General features: G+C 57.9%; 20 protein-coding genes. 11 read left to right on the plus strand and 9 right to left on the minus strand.

Annotated elements, in window-relative coordinates:
- Positions 1 to 31 precede the first annotated feature (31 nt).
- The 5 genes from MCP_RS11540 to MCP_RS11560 all read right to left on the minus strand — a co-directional run bounded on the left by MCP_RS11540 (position 32) and on the right by MCP_RS11560 (position 3,161).
- On the minus strand, positions 32 to 604 hold the full coding sequence (locus MCP_RS11540; RefSeq protein ID WP_012901026.1) for a hypothetical protein: 573 nt from the start codon (positions 602 to 604) through the stop codon (positions 32 to 34).
- 68 nt (positions 605 to 672) lie between these two features.
- The gene (locus tag MCP_RS11545; protein ID WP_012901027.1) at positions 673 to 1,173 is read right to left on the minus strand and encodes a pyridoxamine 5'-phosphate oxidase family protein; all 501 of its coding nucleotides are present in this window, start codon (positions 1,171 to 1,173) and stop codon (positions 673 to 675) included.
- Positions 1,174 to 1,268: 95 nt separating this feature from the next.
- Entirely contained in the window at positions 1,269 to 2,684 is a 1,416-nt protein-coding gene (gene purF / locus MCP_RS11550) for an amidophosphoribosyltransferase (protein WP_012901028.1), read from the minus strand.
- 22 nt (positions 2,685 to 2,706) lie between these two features.
- Complete coding sequence (locus tag MCP_RS11555; RefSeq protein WP_012901029.1) at positions 2,707 to 2,886, minus strand: 50S ribosomal protein L37e; 180 nt, start codon at positions 2,884 to 2,886, stop codon at positions 2,707 to 2,709.
- 56 nt (positions 2,887 to 2,942) lie between these two features.
- A complete protein-coding gene (locus MCP_RS11560; RefSeq protein WP_012901030.1) occupies positions 2,943 to 3,161 on the minus strand; it encodes an LSm family protein in 219 nt (72 codons plus the stop codon).
- Between the two features lie 226 nt (positions 3,162 to 3,387).
- On the opposite strand from MCP_RS11560, the gene MCP_RS11565 reads away from it, so the two are divergent.
- From MCP_RS11565 to MCP_RS11600, 8 genes are all read left to right on the plus strand, one after another.
- The gene (locus MCP_RS11565) at positions 3,388 to 3,624 is read left to right on the plus strand and encodes a hypothetical protein (protein WP_128860053.1); all 237 of its coding nucleotides are present in this window, start codon (positions 3,388 to 3,390) and stop codon (positions 3,622 to 3,624) included.
- Between the two features lie 91 nt (positions 3,625 to 3,715).
- The gene (locus MCP_RS11570; RefSeq protein WP_012901032.1) at positions 3,716 to 3,934 is read left to right on the plus strand and encodes an ATPase; all 219 of its coding nucleotides are present in this window, start codon (positions 3,716 to 3,718) and stop codon (positions 3,932 to 3,934) included.
- Positions 3,935 to 3,970: 36 nt separating this feature from the next.
- Positions 3,971 to 4,552 carry a V-type ATP synthase subunit E gene (locus MCP_RS11575; protein ID WP_012901033.1) on the plus strand — a complete coding sequence of 194 codons (582 nt, stop codon included), beginning with the start codon at positions 3,971 to 3,973 and terminating at the stop codon, positions 4,550 to 4,552.
- Positions 4,553 to 4,557: 5 nt separating this feature from the next.
- Positions 4,558 to 5,607, plus strand: a complete 1,050-nt coding sequence (gene ahaC / locus MCP_RS11580) for an ATP synthase A1 subunit C (protein ID WP_012901034.1) — start codon at positions 4,558 to 4,560, stop codon at positions 5,605 to 5,607.
- Positions 5,600 to 5,920, plus strand: a complete 321-nt coding sequence (locus MCP_RS11585) for a V-type ATP synthase subunit F (protein WP_012901035.1) — start codon at positions 5,600 to 5,602, stop codon at positions 5,918 to 5,920. The genes ahaC and MCP_RS11585 overlap by 8 nt, the downstream gene beginning before the upstream one ends.
- A gap of 4 nt (positions 5,921 to 5,924) precedes the next feature.
- Entirely contained in the window at positions 5,925 to 7,664 is a 1,740-nt protein-coding gene (locus MCP_RS11590; RefSeq protein WP_012901036.1) for a V-type ATP synthase subunit A, read from the plus strand.
- Positions 7,661 to 9,061, plus strand: a complete 1,401-nt coding sequence (locus MCP_RS11595; protein ID WP_012901037.1) for a V-type ATP synthase subunit B — start codon at positions 7,661 to 7,663, stop codon at positions 9,059 to 9,061. Before MCP_RS11590 ends, MCP_RS11595 begins: the two co-directional genes overlap by 4 nt.
- Complete coding sequence (locus MCP_RS11600) at positions 9,061 to 9,711, plus strand: V-type ATP synthase subunit D (protein WP_012901038.1); 651 nt, start codon at positions 9,061 to 9,063, stop codon at positions 9,709 to 9,711. Before MCP_RS11595 ends, MCP_RS11600 begins: the two co-directional genes overlap by 1 nt.
- Here the strand turns inward: MCP_RS11600 and MCP_RS11605 are convergent.
- Genes MCP_RS11605 through MCP_RS11615 form a run of 3 tightly spaced genes read right to left on the minus strand, consistent with a single transcriptional unit; the run spans position 9,702 to position 12,161 of the window.
- Positions 9,702 to 11,621: a V-type ATP synthase subunit I gene (locus MCP_RS11605; RefSeq protein WP_012901039.1), complete on the minus strand. Its 1,920-nt coding sequence runs from the start codon at positions 11,619 to 11,621 to the stop codon at positions 9,702 to 9,704. The two genes, MCP_RS11600 and MCP_RS11605, sit on opposite strands and share 10 nt — an antisense overlap.
- Positions 11,581 to 11,934, minus strand: a complete 354-nt coding sequence (locus MCP_RS11610; RefSeq protein ID WP_012901040.1) for a V-type ATPase subunit subunit G family protein — start codon at positions 11,932 to 11,934, stop codon at positions 11,581 to 11,583. Before MCP_RS11610 ends, MCP_RS11605 begins: the two co-directional genes overlap by 41 nt.
- A gap of 5 nt (positions 11,935 to 11,939) precedes the next feature.
- Positions 11,940 to 12,161 (minus strand): hypothetical protein, encoded by a 222-nt coding sequence (locus MCP_RS11615; RefSeq protein ID WP_012901041.1) that lies wholly within the window; start codon positions 12,159 to 12,161, stop codon positions 11,940 to 11,942.
- A gap of 249 nt (positions 12,162 to 12,410) precedes the next feature.
- Between MCP_RS11615 and MCP_RS11620 the strand changes: the two genes are divergently transcribed.
- The 3 genes from MCP_RS11620 to MCP_RS11630 all read left to right on the plus strand — a co-directional run bounded on the left by MCP_RS11620 (position 12,411) and on the right by MCP_RS11630 (position 13,949).
- On the plus strand, positions 12,411 to 12,899 hold the full coding sequence (locus MCP_RS11620; protein WP_012901042.1) for an RNA-binding protein: 489 nt from the start codon (positions 12,411 to 12,413) through the stop codon (positions 12,897 to 12,899).
- Between the two features lie 65 nt (positions 12,900 to 12,964).
- Entirely contained in the window at positions 12,965 to 13,339 is a 375-nt protein-coding gene (gene sepF / locus MCP_RS11625; RefSeq protein WP_012901043.1) for a cell division protein SepF, read from the plus strand.
- A 16-nt stretch (positions 13,340 to 13,355) separates the two neighbouring features.
- A complete protein-coding gene (locus tag MCP_RS11630; protein WP_012901044.1) occupies positions 13,356 to 13,949 on the plus strand; it encodes a ZPR1 zinc finger domain-containing protein in 594 nt (197 codons plus the stop codon).
- Between the two features lie 4 nt (positions 13,950 to 13,953).
- Here MCP_RS11630 and MCP_RS11635 read toward each other — a convergent pair whose 3' ends face one another.
- Entirely contained in the window at positions 13,954 to 15,177 is a 1,224-nt protein-coding gene (locus MCP_RS11635) for a hypothetical protein (protein WP_012901045.1), read from the minus strand.
- Positions 15,178 to 15,222 lie beyond the last annotated feature (45 nt).

Here is a 15,222-nt window from a genome sequence, read left to right on the forward strand (position 1 = left end):
GCATAGTGAAAATAATCCTCATAAAAAAAATTCACGCCGCCAGGCCTTCGATGCGCTCGGCGATGAAGTCGGCGTACGTCGGGATCTCCGGGACGTCCGTCATATTCTTATGGTGGATATACAGCCTGTTATCGCGCACGAGCTTCGACCGCTCCTGGACGATCTCGGTAGCGAAGTCATCCAGCTTCTGCCTGAACTCGTGGATGCAGTATATCATGAACTTTTCGAACTTCTCCTCGTCGTCGACGTGCTCCAGCATGCCGGGGTGCTTCTCGACGGCGTCGAAGAACAGGGCCACGAACGAGTTATACTGGTCCTGGGACCGGAAGTGCATGCGCTTCTGCGTGGTGATGCCGCCGATCTCCTTTAGGAGGTTGATATCGCTGTCTTTCTTCAGCTTTTCCGCCTCGGCGCTGACCGTCCGGTACATCAGCTCGTGCACGACGGATGGCAGCTTGTATACGAGAAGCTCGCTGAGCAGCTTCGCCTCAGCGAACGCGTTCACGTCCTCCTTGATGAGGGTCTGGATGATGTAATCGGCGATGTGCTCGTAAATTGCCGGGCTCATGGGGCCGCCGTTGCTCTTGCTTGTGTCGGCTTTCACTTCTAATACCTCTGTGTTAAAGACATCAGTATTAGGTCGGGCTCCATAATATGATTTTCGTTACGATTTTATGTGCCGGGCGACTTTAGCGCAACATAGTCGGTAACGTCGAGCCTCAGGACCAGAGAGCCTTTAGACGACAGGGTGTCGATATCCATGTCGTTGTAGCCGTGCCTGGCGGCCACGTTGCCTCTGCCGCCGCGGGAGCCGATCGACTCCAGGAGGGCCTCCGAGGCCATCCTCTTCTCAGCAGGGTCGGTCACCTCCGAAAGAGTCCCCATGAGAGTCACGCCCTCATACGCCGTGATGTCGGCGTTAAACCTGTCCACCTCCACGCTGACGTGAGGGTCCTTTCTAAAAAGCTCCACCTTCCGGCCGTAGTTCGCAAAGTGAAAATATAGATTCCCCCGTACATAGACGTAGTCGAGGGGAATGATATACGGCTGGGGCCTGTCGTTGAGCGCCATCCTGCATATCCTGCAGCTTTCGAGTAGCCTCTCCGTTTCCTGCTTAGACATGGCAGGCAGCCGGTAGACTTCCTGCTGCGGGCTCCGTCCTCCCGTTTCCATCCTTTCCCACCGTAAAGGATATTTTTTCCCCATGGGATAAAGGCGACCGACGATAAGAATGGAAAATGCGGGCGGCGTAATCGGAAAATAGCGGCTTATTCCGGGACGAACTGGTTGAGCTTTAGCTGCTTGTCCTCGCACTTTTCGCCCGGTATCTCGATTGGGTAGACGCCCGTCAGGCAGCCGGTGCAAAGGTCTTCCCGGGGAATGCCGATGGCGCTCACGAGGCCGTCGAGCGAGATATAGTATAGCGAGTTGGCGCCGATCAGGAATTCGACGCCCTTGACAGTCTTGTGGGCGGCGATGAGCTCCTCGCGGGTGGCCATGTCGATGCCTAAATAGCAGGGAGAGATGATCGGCGGGCTGCCGATCCGGGCGTGGATCTCCTTGGCGCCGCTCCTGCGGACGAGGTCGATGATCCTGCGGGAGGTCGTGCCCCGGACGATGCTGTCGTCGATGAGTATGACGTTCTTGCCTTCGATGTTCGACCTGACCGTGTTCAGCTTGAGCCTGACGGCAGTCTCTCGTAATTCCTGTGCGGGCATGATGAACGTGCGGTTGACGTAACGGTTCTTGATCAGAGCTTCGGCGTAGGGGATCTTCGACCCGGTGGAATAGCCGATGGCCGACGTGATCCCGGAGTCGGGCACGGGCGACACGATGTCCGCCTTCGTGGGGCACTCTGCGGCGAGGGTCTGGCCGATCTTGTGGCGGACCTTGTAGACGAGCCTGCCGTCCATGATGGAGTCGGGCCTGGCGAAGTAGACGTACTCGAACATGCAGTGGGCGTGGTTCTTGCACCGGAGCAGCCTGTGGCTCTCGATCTTCTCGCCCAGTATGACCATCTCGCCCGGCGCCACATCCCTCACCAGCTCGCCGTTGAGCGTGTCGATGGCGGCGCTCTCGGAAGCCAGGACGTAGCCGTTGTCCACGTGGCCGATGCACAGGGGCTTGAAGCCCAGCGGGTCCCGGACGCCGATGACGCAATCACCGATAAGAATGACCAGGGAATAGGAGCCCACGAGCCGCTTCATGGTCTCTCTTACGGCCTCGACGATGTCGTTCCGTATGAGCTCCCGGGCCAGCATCTGGGCGATGACCTCGGTGTCCGAGTCGGAGGTGAAGATGCGCCCCTGCGCCTCCAGCTCTTTTTTCAATTCCCGGTAGTTCACCAGGTTGCCGTTGTGGGCGATCGAGATCGTGCCGTTCTTATAGGTGACGGAGAACGGCTGGCTGTTCTCGAGGCGGGAGCCGCCCGTGGTAGAATAGCGGACGTGGCCTATGCCGGCGTAGCCGGCCAGCTTCTGCAGCCGCTCCCGGGAAAAATAGTCGGCCACGAGGCCCATGCCCTTATCAGAAAGGACCGAGCTCCCGTTAGTAACGGAGATGCCGGACGACTCCTGGCCGCGGTGCTGAAGGGCCTGGAGAGCATAATAAATGTACAGCGCGGCGGCATCCCTGTTCTTTTCCGCATCGAACCTTACGCCGACGACGCCGCACTTGTCTTTCATATAAAAGAGTTAGTTACCAGTATTACCACGTGTGTCTGGCCATGTGACTGTGCCAGCTCCACTTGTTCATCTTGGACGAGCGGCCGAAGCCACACGACGCACAGACTTTCTTCGCGTAGTTGAAGGAGACCTTGCCGCACCTTCTGCAGACAACGTGCACCCTCTTCTGGCGCTTACCCTGTGATGGAGTTCCCTTTGTCATAATGATTCACCCTCGAAATATCGCTTATAGTTTAAATGCGTTATGGTTGATGATGCTCAGGGCGAGACGTACACGACCGTGTCGCCTCTGACGATGATCGTGCCGAGCTTCTTCGATTCCTCGTTCTCCTTCAGCTCCTCGGCGTTGTCGAGGACGAGGTTCATGTGCATGTCGTAACCCTGTAATTCGCCTCTGAACTCACGGCCGCCCTTGAGGCGTACGATCACGGGAGAGTTCAGTGCGTCGTTTAAGACGTCCAATGGTCTCTGGCTCATAAAATTCCTCCAGCTAAAATATAATGCTGGCATTTGTAAATCTCGTATAGTCTATTTATACCTATCGCAAGGATTCGTTCCCTTGATTATCCTTTCCCGGAAGCGGCCGTCCTTCGAAACATATATTTAGTTACAATTTAAATAATAAAATTGTATTGTAACTATTTTTTTATAAAAATGTTGCGGAAAACAATAGCTTAGACCACATTCAAGGGGGATGTATCAAATGATGATAGAGATACTTAGCCCGGACGTGATGGAAAGGCTAAGGCAGCATAACATCCGGGAAGACGAGTACAAGCTCAAGCTGGGTAAGAAACACGGCGAAGGCCGTGAAGGCATACCCTACAGGATGCTCATCATACGGAAGAAGTTGCCTGCTGCCGAGCAAAAGGAGCTGGAATGGGAGCTTCGCTCGGCGGACGAGACGCTATGCGTCATCTTCAAGAGGTATACCAGGTGAGCCGGCGGGAGCAGCCGGCCCACACTTAGCTTACGAACGTATCGGCAATGAACGAATTAAAAAATAGTGAATATCCTCAGGAGGTCCGGATATGGTAAGTTGGGAGATCCCACTCGGAGCGGCGATCGCATTTGGTGCGGGCGCCATAAGCACAGGTTTCGCACAGGCCAGGATCGGCTCGGCCGGAGCGGGAGCGCTCTCGGAAAGGCCGGAGCTTTCCGGCCTCATCATCATTCTCGAGGCCATCCCCGAGACGCTGGCGATCCTTGGTTTCGTCGTCGCGGCAATGATCATGCTGATGCTGAAGTAATAGCGGCCGGGCCGGAAGGCCCTTAGGGGTGATCCGATGGAATACGAGAACCTGATGACGTCCATGGAGGCGAGCGCGGACGAGAAGATAGCGGAGCTCACGGATAAAGCGACAGCGGCCGCGCAGAAGGTCAGGGAAGAGGCCCATGAGAAAGCGGACGAGATCGTCAGGGCACACCTGGATAGCGCCGTCATTGCCATGGAGGCCGAAAACAACCGGGCGCTGTATGAGGCACGGGCCGCTGCAAAAAAGGAGGCGGCAGGCGTGAGACATGAATACTATTCGAGGGCCTTCGAGGAAGCTGAAAAGAGGCTGGAGACGTTCAGGCAGAATGGCGGCTACGAGAGCTTTTTCCGGAAGGCGCTGGCGGAGTCCGTAGAGGCGCTGGGCGAAAAAGAGCCCGTGCTCCACGTCGACGCCCGTGACGAGGAGCTTTGCAGGAGGTCCATGGCCCTGCTGGGCATCGATTGTGCCGTCAGTACCGGCCTGGCATGCGCCGGTGGGCTGAACGCCAGCACGCCGGACGAGAAGGTCGTGGTCTTTAATACGCTCGAGGCGCGGCTGAGGTCGGCCAGAGAGCGGCTGAAGCTCGACGTTTTCTCGGTGCTCTACGGGTGACGGTCATGGATTACGGCTATTTGAACGCGAGAGTGAAAGGAATGAAGGGCCGACTGCTGGGACGCAGGGCCCTCGACGAGCTCATCATGAAGCCGGATATAGACTCGCTCATTGCAGCGCTGGAGGATACCCCGTACAGGGAAGACATCGAGGCGGCAGGCGTGAGCTCCTCCGGCGTATACCGTATCGAGCTCGCACTGCGCCAGAACTTCACCCGCACGTTCAGGAAGATACTGGGCCTCATGGAGGGGGACCGCGCGGAGACGTACATGAAAACATTCCTGCAGAGGTGGGACATCCAGAACGTCAAGACCATCCTGCGGGGCAAAAGCATTCACGCGGCGTCCGAGGAGATCTTCGAGTGCCTGCTCCCGGTAGGGGCGCTGGACGAAGTGACGCTCACCGAGATGATCAAGCAGCCCGACGTCAAGTCGGTCATAGACCTCCTTGCGACCTGGAGGATCGAATACGCCCGGCCGCTCACGAAGAACTTCAACAAGTACCAGGAATCCAGGGACCTGCTCGTCCTGGAGAACGCCCTCGACCAGTCCTACTATAGCAACGCCCTGGAGGGCCTGAACTATTTCGTGTATAACGACCGCATCGTCCGGGACGTGCTCGCCCTGGAGATCGACGTGACCAACATTAAGACCGTGCTGAGGCTGATCAGGGACGGGATAGGCGCCGATGAGGCGAGGAGGTTCCTGATCGAGGGCGGGCGAAGGCTCGACGTGGACTTCCTGCTGTCGCTGGTGAACACGAAGTCGCTCGAGGGCGCTCTAAAGATGCTGGAGCCGACGCGCTATGCGTTCCTGGCGTCCGTGTCGGAGGACAGCGTGAAGAAGGGAAAGATATCGGACCTCGAAAAGCTCCTGGACCGGCACCTGGTCCTGAAGGGGATCTCGGCCGGCAGGGGGGACCCGCTGAGCATCGCCGTGCCCATCGGGTTCTTCTGGGCCAAGTATAACGAGGTGACCAACCTGAGGATCATCTCTCGCTGTAAGACCGCGGGCATGTCCGACGACCAGGTAAAGGAGGAGCTCACGTATGCATAGGTTCGTCGTGGTCACGGACCGCGATTCGGCGATCGGCTTCCGGCTGGCCGGCGTGGACGCCTTCGAGGCGTCGGGCCCGCAGGAGGCCAGGGAGGTCATATCGTCGCTCGTGAAAAAGGGCGATACGGGCATAATGGCCGTTAACGAGGAACTGCTTTCGTCGCTGGACGAGAAGTTCCGGGACGGCATCGAGAAGATGCGCAGCCCCATCGTCATATCGATACCGTCGAGGACCGTGGGGCTGGATAAGAGAAGCTACATCGAGCGATTGCTGAGAAAAGCCATCGGATATAACGTTGTGATGAGAAGGTGACCGCATGCTGGAAGGGATGATTTCGCGAATTTCGGGGCCGGTCATAATGGCCCGCAGGATGAGAGGCTCGAAGATGTACGACGTAGTGAAGGTCGGCGACGACGAGCTGCGGGGCGAGGTCATCCGCCTGGAAGGGGACGGCGCGGTCATCCAGCTGTACGAGGACTCCACGGGCCTGAAGATCGGCGAAAAGGTCGTGAACACAGGCGCCCCGCTTAGCGTCGAGCTGGGCCCGGGCCTGATATCTTCTATTTACGACGGCATCCAGAGGCCGCTGCCGGCACTGTACGAAAATAGCGGCAGCTTCATATCGAGGGGCATCTCCGTGCCGGGCCTCGACCGGAAGAAGAAGTGGGCCTTCACGCCGTCAGCTAAAAAGGGCGACAGGCTATCGCCCGGCGACGTTATCGGTATGGTCCCGGAGTTCCATATCGAGCACAGGATCCTGGTCCCTCCGGGCGTCTCGGGCACTGTCGCTGAAATAAAGGAAGGCGATCTGGCGGTCGAGGACGTCGTCTGCACTCTGGAGGGCGGCCGGGATATCAGGCTCATGCACGAGTGGCCGGTGAGGAAAGGCCGGCCATACAGGAAAAAGCTGGATACGAGCCTGCCGCTCATAACCGGGCAGAGGGTCTTCGATCTTATTTTTCCCGTGACCAAGGGCGGGACGGCCATGATACCCGGAGGCTTCGGGACGGGCAAGACGGTATCGGAGCAGACCCTTGCCAAGTGGTCCGACGCCCGGATCGTGGTATACATCGGCTGCGGGGAGCGCGGCAACGAGATGACCGACGTGCTTACCGAGTTCCCTGAGCTCGTTGACCCGAGGACGAAGCTCCCCCTGATCCAGCGGACCATCATGATCGCCAACACGTCCAACATGCCCGTGGCCGCCCGGGAGGCGTCCATCTATACCGGCATCACGATGGCGGAGTACTTCAGGGATATGGGCTACGACGTCGCCCTCATGGCCGACTCGACATCGAGGTGGGGCGAGGCGCTCCGCGAGGTGTCGGGGAGGCTGGAGGAGATGCCGGGCGAGGAGGGATATCCCGCTTACCTGCCGACCAGGCTGGCGGCCTTCTACGAGAGGGCAGGGCGGATGGTCTGCCTGGGCTCGGGAGACCGGGTCGGTTCTGTTACGGTCGTGGGCGCCGTGTCGCCTCCCGGCGGCGACTTCTCCGAGCCCATCACCCAGAACACGCTGAGGACCGTCGGCACGTTCTGGGCGCTCGACACGAGCCTGGCGTACCGTAGGCATTTCCCGTCCGTCAACTGGATCAAGAGCTACTCGCTGTACCTTGACGGCGTGGAGGACTGGTACGTGGAGAACGTCTCCAGGGAGTGGCGGTCCCTGCGCGATAAGACGATGTACCTGCTCCAGAAGGAAGTGGAGCTTCAGGAGATCGTGCAGCTCGTGGGCCCGGACGCCCTCCCCGAGGGCGAAAAGGCCATCCTGGAGGTCACCCGGATGATCCGGGAGGATTTCCTGCAGCAGAGCGCGTACAGCGATTCGGACTCTTTCTGCCCGCTCGATAAGCAGTACTACATGCTGAAGGCCATCATCGCCTTCCACAACGCCACTGTGCACGCCATCAACCGGGGCGTGCCGCTGAAGAAGGTCATGGACCTGCCCCTGAAGGCGGAGATCGGCCGCATGAAGGAGATCAAGGAGGCCGACCGGATAAAAAGCATGGTCGACGACATAGGCGGCCGCATAGGCGCGCTGGAGGCGGATAAATGAAAGCCGTTAGCCTGGTATCCAAAGAGTGCACGACCGTCAGCTACGTGTCGGGGCCCCTCATCTTCGTGCAGAACGTGAAAGGCGTCTCATTCGGTGAGATCGTGAGCATCATACTGCCGGGCGGCGAGCAGAGGACCGGCCAGGTGCTGGACATTTCCGATAAGCTCGTGGTCGTACAGGTGTTCGAGGGCACGAGCTGGGTGGACAATAAGGATACCCGGGTCATATTTACGGGAGAGCCGGCCCGCATCGACGTCTCAAAGGACATGCTTGGCAGGGTATTCAACGGCGTCGGGAAAGCGAGGGACGGCGGCCCCGAGATCATACCCGAGGACAGGCTTGACATCGGCGGCGCGGCCATAAACCCCTTCGCCCGTGATAAGCCCTCGGACTTCATCCAGACGGGCATATCGGCCATCGACGGCCTGAACACCCTCGTCAGGGGCCAGAAGCTGCCCATATTCACGGGCTCGGGCCTTCCCGCTAACAAATTAGCCGCCCAGATCGCCCGTCAGGCGAAAGTGCTCGGAGAGGGAGAGAGCTTCGCGGTCATCTTCGTGGCGATGGGCATCACGCATAAGGAAGCGTCGTACTTCATGAAGGACTTCGAGCGTACAGGCGCCCTGGAGCGGGTCGTGTTCTTCATGAACCTGGCCGACGACCCTACTATCGAGCGTATTGCGACACCCCGTTGCGCGCTTACGGCTGCCGAGTACCTGGCTTTTACGCACGACCTCCATGTGCTGGTGATCCTTACCGACATGATCAACTATTGTGAGGCGCTGCGGGAGATCTCTACGGCCCGTGAGGAGGTGCCGGGCAGGCGGGGATATCCGGGATACATGTACACCGACCTCGCCTCGATATACGAAAGAGCCGGACGCATAAAAGGCAAGAAAGGGTCCATCACGCAGATCCCTATTTTAACGATGCCCGACGACGATATCACCCACCCCGTGCCCGACCTCACAGGGTACATCACGGAAGGCCAGATCGTGCTCAGCAGGGACATGTTCAGGCGTGGATCGGACCCGCCGGTCGACTGCCTGCCCTGCCTCTCCAGGCTCATGAACCTGGGCATCGGGCCCGGGAAAACAAGGGAGGACCACAGGAACGTGGCCGACCAGCTGTACGCCTCATACGCCTACGGCAGGGACCTCAGGAGGCTGGTCGCCATCGTGGGCGAGGAGGCGCTGACCGATCTTGACAGGGTCTACCTCAAGTTCGCGGACGACTTCGAGAAGCGCTTCATCACCCAGGGCGACGAGAACCGGAGCATAGAAAGGACGTTCGACATAGCCTGGGACCTGTTCTCTCAGCTTCCGGAGGAAGAGCTGAAACGCATCAAGGTGGAGTACATCAAGAAGTACCACCCGTTCCGCAGGGGCGTGGCGTGATGGAGCAGGTAAACCCGACCCGGATGGAGCTTATCCGGAAGAACGCCCAGATAAAAATGGCCGAGCAGGGCCGGGATCTTTTAAGGCAGAAGATGGACGTCCTCATCCGGGAGTTCTTCCTGGTCATGGAGTCGTTCTCCCGCTCCCGCGATGAGCTCGAGGCCGTGGCCAAGGACGCCCAGCGTTCTCTCCTTCTGGCGGAGGCCGTGGAGGATCCGATCACGCTGAAGTCCGCCTCCTTCGCCACCAGGAAGAGCCTCATGCTCGAGGTCAGGGGGAGGAACATCATGGGGGTCCCGGTGCCTGTCATCGAGAAAAAGAGAGTGTCAAAGAACGTCCTGGAAAGGGGCTACGGCATCGTGGGCACGAGCGGCAGGCTCGACGAGGCCGCGGAGAAGTTCGAGGTGGAGCTCGACATGCTGATCGACCTGGCGGAGAAGGAGACGGCCATGCGCCGGATCGGCGCCGAGATCCAGATGAACCGGCGGCGCGTGAACGCCCTGGAACAATTGATGATACCGGAGCTTAAAAGCCAGGCGCGCTTTATCAAGATATCCATCGAGGAGAGGGAGAGGGAGGACCTCTTCAGGCTTAAAAAAGTGAAAAAGATCCTCGAGCGAAAGAAAATTAATAGCGAGAGCTACGATTGAGCCCCGGGCCGGCCGAAGGGCTTGAACTTCTCGCCTCCGCCCTCGTAGAATTTTGAGAAGAACTCCACCATGTGCAGCCTGAGCGAGTGGATGGACGGGCTGAACATGGCCAGGACGAGGTTCAGCGCGTGCAGGGCTACAGCGGATATGATGCCGATGGCCACAATACCGGTCGCACCGTAGAACTCGTTGGCCACCAGGGCCAGGATCACCGATGCCAGCCCGATCGCCATGAGCCTCGCATAGGAGAGGATGTTCCCCATCGTGCTGATGACCTCTATGGTGCCGAAGATGCCGCCGCCGTAGAGAATAGCGGGGAAGGACGCCAGGAGGACTATTATGGACGGGTATAGCAGCACCTGAGGCAGCACTCCGGCCACGCATCCTGCGAGGAGGAGGATGCCGGTCAGGACTCCGAGCATGCCCGCCTTTTCCGCGATGTGCTTCCTGCTGCCGGCGGCCACCGCGTTGACCAGGCCGAGCGCCAGGCCGAGAAATACGTGAAAGACGCCGATGGCGATCGTCAGCAGGAGCATCGGTATGATGGCCTCGGCACGGTTGAGTGAGATGCCGAAGATACTTAAGGGATGTAGCAAGCCCATCTCCTCGCCCAGGTTGCCGAAGAACTCCCCGAAAACGAATCCGAACAATATCGATGGTATGGAGCATATAGCCATGATCCGGGACAGGTCCCTGAGCCAGGGAGTTTTTTCGGATTTTTTATAGACGACAAGCGATATGGCGAGTATGAGCAGGCCGTAGCCAATGTCCCCCACCATGATGCCGAAGAACAGCGGGTAGAAGATCGCGACGAGAGGGCTGGGGTCGACCTCCAGGTACTTCGGTGGACGCACCAGGCCCATGAGGAACTCGAATGGCTTCACGAAGGACGGGTTATCATAATACGTCGGGGCATGCTCCATCTCCTCGGGGGAGACCTTGAGCTCATCGATCACGACGCGGTCCCCGAAGTAATCGTGCAGTATCTTTCTAGTCCTCCGCAGGTGCTTGCCGGGGATCCACCCCATGATGACGAACGCGTACTCCGACTGCCCGAACTGGTTGAAGGTGCGGTATTCCACGCCGATGTCCTCGAGATGCCTCTTCAGCACGGACAGCTCCAGGTACCAGTCCCGGGAGAGCCCCTCCAGCTCTTTGTTGATCTCCAGGATCTCCGCCCCCCACTCCCGGCGCCTCTGCTCGATGAGGATGAGCATGTCGTTGAACTTCATGCCCATGAACTCCTGCGGCAGGCGCACCTCGTTCACGTTAGCGGAGAACAGGAATAAGTGGACGGGCTCCGAATATTTCTTGTGGAATATCAGGATGACGGCGGTGGACTCGTCATCGATGTCGGTGTGGGCGAGCTCGAAATGCCCGTTCGTTATTTTTTCGAGCTCCTCCCGAACGAGCTCGAGCACGCCCTCGAATTCTTTCTGGATGATCAGGATGTTGATCTCATAGTTCTCGAGGAGAGGCAGCTCGTGCTCTATATGCCGTATCTTCTCGATCACCTTTTCGTATCGATTAAGGGCCGTAATGGATATCTCGCGCTCGCTTTTCCGCGTGGCGAGCTCCTTCGTGGTCCACTCGAGCCGGTCGATGACTTTTTGGGCGGCGGCGATGACCTCGTCGTTCGTCATCGTGCTCAGTTTCTTATCGAATTCCGCCTGCTTTTCCGGGTCGGCCTTTACCGGCAAAGTAAATAGAATGCTTCCGATGCGGGCCAATAGGCTCAATACTTCGGCCTCTTTACCCGCCTCGACCCTGCTGAGGCAGATACACGTGTTCGAGACACATTTGCATACGTCCTCCAGGTGAACTGTGCCCGCGTGGTACAGGGTATCGACCACGTCCTGGAAATCGCCTTTAGGGCCTATTACCTGGATCCTTTTCATCCTGTGAAGCATAAGTCACCGCGTCCACGATCAAACGGACCGCATCGGAAAGATGTTCCTCTCCGGACTTGCGCAGGGCCAGGGCCTCCGCCGATCCTCGGCCCATTATCTCGTCCGCTTCCATGGCTATCCACTCTTTCCGCTCATCGCGATACTGTTGTGCCATCGCTTTCCCTTTCGCATCCGCCTCGGCGGCGATCAGCTCCGCATCGGCCTTAGCTCTGGACAGGATCTCCTCGGCGTTTTTGATGGCGTTCTCCTGTCGCAGGCTAAGCTCGGACTCTTTTTCCCTGATCTGTTCCAGTAAAGTCTTTTGCTCGTCCATGCCAGTCACAGCCCGTGTTGATGTTTAAGCCCGGACGTTATGCCGTAATCCCTGCCCCGGTACTCGGGCTTTCTGGCATTAGCGTCCCGTTTTTTCGAGGCCTGCAGTATCCTCTCCGTGCACCGCCCGATGGCGTCTTTCCTTAATTTTTCAATTACATGGGGGATGTCTCCGGCCATTTCAGATGCCATCCTGAGGATATAGAACATGCTCTCGGGCCCGGCCATCTGTGACCGTTCCGCCCGAAGCGCCGGCCAATGTGGCGCAGGTCGAACTATTTTTTACGGTTTTGAAAATAAATAAGTTGATTTTAAAGTATCCAATATATAATAGGCTCTCCATATATTAAAAAATTACGGCCTGCAAAGCTCTATTTACGATTATTCAGGTATAGTACTGGCAGCAAAAGTATTATAATGGAAAATGATATAAAGCTTTAGCTCAAACTTTTTGAAAATACCAAGCGAGGAAGACCTTTGAGAATAAAGGCCAGACATCATTTAAGAGAGGATGCGGTAAAAAATATCCTTGAATACCTGAAGGCGAATTTTGGGGAATCGATCGAGGCGGAGTTCACCGGAAAAAAGCTCGAGATCGCCGAGTCCGACGAAGAACAGGACTTTATCCTGGTCAACGGGGAGCCTTTACTCTTTGCGGTCGAGGATACATATTTCCCGACGATACGCGGCGTGCTGAAGCTGAAGCCGAAGAAGAAGCGCGTCGTGGTCGACATGGGCGCCGTGAAGTTCGTGGCCAAGGGCGCGGACATCATGAGCCCCGGGATCGTTAACGTCGACACGGGCATACGCAAGAACGACCTGGTCATCGTCTGCGACGAGGTACACGGCAAGCCGCTGGCCATCGGCCGGGCGCTCGTGAACGCCGACGCGATGATGGGGAACCGCGGAAAAGCCGTCAAATCTATCCACTACATAGGCGACCGCATCTGGAAAATGGAAGTCTAGTATACGGGCCTTAAACGATAAAGTAATTATACCAGTGGCTGCATTACAATTTACGGGGATTTAAATTGGCTAACAAGGGCATTATTGGAAAACTATTCGGCTCAAAGCCAGCAGACGGATTGGATGATTATACGGAGATCAACCTCGAGGAGATCGAGGAAGCCCAGGGCAGCGGCCCCGCGGAGACATACGTCCGGATCGGGGAGCTTTCCAGTCTCGGCCAGATACCCGAGCTCAAGAGGGAGATCTACAACGGTAATATCATCATCGCGGACATCACGCCCATCAAGGGCGACAGCCTTACCAGGGACAGGGCACTGAAGGACCTCAAGCAGGTAGCGCTCGACGTCAGCGGCGACATCGCCATGATCAACGACAACCAGATCGTCGTGACCCCGATGTCTATCAAGATCGACAGGACAAAGTTTACTAGCAAGTAACGCGCCTCATAGCTCGATGATAGATCCGGGACATGAAATTACTTCATCTACTTTAGACAGCTCATCAAGCAAGTGTCCTGTGTGCGGCAGCTGCGTCCAGATGCACACGAACCAGGACAACATTCCTTATTTTGGCGATATCTTAGAGGTCAGCATCTTCTGTTGCTGCGGGTTCAAGTTCGCCGACACGATCATCCTGAGCCAGAAGGAGCCGCTGCGGCATTGCAAGCGCGTATGCAGCGAAGGCGACCTCTGGGCCCGGGTCGTCCGCTCTACTTCCGGAACTATTCGCATACCCGAATGGGGCGTCGATATCGAGCCCGGCCCGGCCTCCGAGGCATACATTACCAACGTCGAGGGCGTCATCGAGCGCATCCAGGGCGTGGTGGGCATGGCCCGGCGATGGTCGGAGACCGACGAGGAACGCGATAAGGCTGACGCCCTGCTTTGCACCATGCAGGAAGCCAGGGACGGTAAGCCCGACTTCACCATCGTCATCGAGGACCCGCAGGGCAATAGCGCCGTCATCGGAGAAGGCGTCGAAGTGACGAAGCTCACCGATGAAGAGGCGCAGGAACTGCCGTCGGGCGTGTACGTCATTCAAAAATAAATTTTTAGTTGTCGCTGTGGACGGCTTTACGGTCGAACTCGGCGCCAGCGCAGCCGTCGCATAGCTGCCCGGCCGCCCAGGTGTTGCCGCCGCATTTCGGGCACTTCGGGCCCGTAACACGGGGCGGCATGGGCTTTGATATTTCTTTAGGCTGAGCTCTGAGGGGCAATTTAGGCTGGGGCCTGGCAGGCTCCTTCGCCTCGCGCCTTATGGCAGTGGCGATGCTCTGGCGTGGCGCCGCGGGCGCGGCATCATGCTTCTTCGCCCTTACCGGCTCCTGGGCCGCCGGCTTCGGCGTGCCCTTGACCGCAAGGTGGCCTACGCCCAGCGAGTCCAGGATCGCCCCGGCATCGTTCTTGAACTCGTTACGGGTGAGCTCGATGATCTCCTTTAGCTCCTCGTCGGTGAACTGCGCCTCCGTGGCGCGAGATTGAACGGGCTGCAGCTTAACGACATCAGCGATGTTCTTGTCGACGTTAACGGCATTTCTCGCGGCCTCGGCGTCCTGCTCCTTCTTCACGTGACGCCAGATGATCTGGTACGCCTCGTTCGCATTACGCTTGACATGGGCATCCGGATAGAAAGATGCCAGCGACTGCAGGAACGGCATGGCCCTGGTCACGTACTCCGGGTGAGACGTCGCGATGATGCCGATGAGCTTTGCCGACTCGGCCCTGGTAGACTTGTTGATGCTGCCTAATTGCTTGATCAGGGCGGCCGAGTAGCGCTCGAAATACTGGGGCTTCTCGACGGCCAGCTTCTGGAGTACATGGAAGACGTTAGTCGATATGCCGGCGTGCGTATCGTCCAGTGCGCCGATCAGCTCGGCCATCATGAGCGTGGCATAGTGGTCGTCCTGGTTGACGAAGTAGAGTAAGAAACGGATGACCTCGACCTTCAGGTCCTTGCGATGAAGCAAGTCCTTCTTGTTCACCGGGGCCTTCATGAGGGAAAGCAGCAGCGTGATTATAAATTCGTTCTTGGCCTGGGGCAGGAACGGCAGGACCTCAAGCGCTTTGATCGTGCCCGTGAGCACGGCGATGTTGTCCGGGTACTTGACCAGGTTGGTCATGAGAGCGTCCGCCAGGCTCTTTACGTCGTCGTCGCCCATCCTGGCGACAAGTCCCTCCAGCTGGTCAAGCGCCTTGTCGTCGCACGCGCCCATGCTGATGATCTCAAGAATGCCGTCGATAGTGTTGGTCTGCGGCCTCGACCTGAATAGTGGCATGCTAAACCTCTCCCCCGGTTACTTTCAGAGCCCGCTACGAAAGCT

Origin of the sequence: Methanocella paludicola SANAE, assembly GCF_000011005.1 — an archaeon.
GTDB lineage: Archaea > Halobacteriota > Methanocellia > Methanocellales > Methanocellaceae > Methanocella > Methanocella paludicola.